We start from the raw sequence: 573 nt of genomic DNA, 5'->3' as shown, positions 1-573 counted from the left end.
TAGCAGCGGTGGCGGTCGCGGGTCAGGATGCGGGCCCGGATCGCGGGCCAGTCCTTCGGCAGGCGGGACCTGCGGTTGCTCGTGGACCAGGTCATCAGCTCGCCCCCTCACGCCGCTCGCGTCCGTCCAGGGAGTGGTGCACGATCAGCCAGCCGACCGAACCGTCGTCTCGCTCGACGGGCTGGACCCGCGGTCCGCAGACACAGGTCGCCTCGGTGGTGCTGGTGTCGTGCTCCACCGAGGCGTCCACGGGGTGGGTGTGCCCATGCTGGTCAGGTGATCGCGTACCTGATGGGCGGCCCGCACCGCTACCGGCAGGGGGGAGTCCGTGACGACCAGTTCGCGCTGTGGCTGTTCTCGCCCAGGTAGGGGCACAGCCAAGATCCGTGCAAAACGGGCCATCACCCGATCTTGGTATCTGCCGGTCCTGCCCGCCAGACTGGCCGGACGCATCGATCGGCAACGGAGGTTGTGATGGGCAGCGATACGCCTCAGTGGATCAAGGTCGGGGACGAATGGACGGTGACGGTCAACGGCACCGTCTACACCGCTGTCTTCAGCCCGGGACAGTGG

Annotated in this window: 1 protein-coding gene; it reads right to left on the bottom strand. The window is 68.1% G+C overall.

What is annotated here, in order from left to right; translation table 11 throughout:
* Positions 1 to 94 precede the first annotated feature (94 nt).
* Positions 95 to 250, bottom strand: coding sequence for a hypothetical protein (locus ABD323_RS44330; RefSeq protein WP_344447648.1), 156 nt, complete (start codon positions 248 to 250; stop codon positions 95 to 97).
* Positions 251 to 573 lie beyond the last annotated feature (323 nt).

Origin of the sequence: Kitasatospora nipponensis, assembly GCF_039528135.1 — a bacterium.
Taxonomy (GTDB): domain Bacteria; phylum Actinomycetota; class Actinomycetes; order Streptomycetales; family Streptomycetaceae; genus Kitasatospora; species Kitasatospora nipponensis.
Note: the sequence above shows the minus strand (reverse complement) of the source record. Positions and strands in the feature narration are given on the sequence as shown.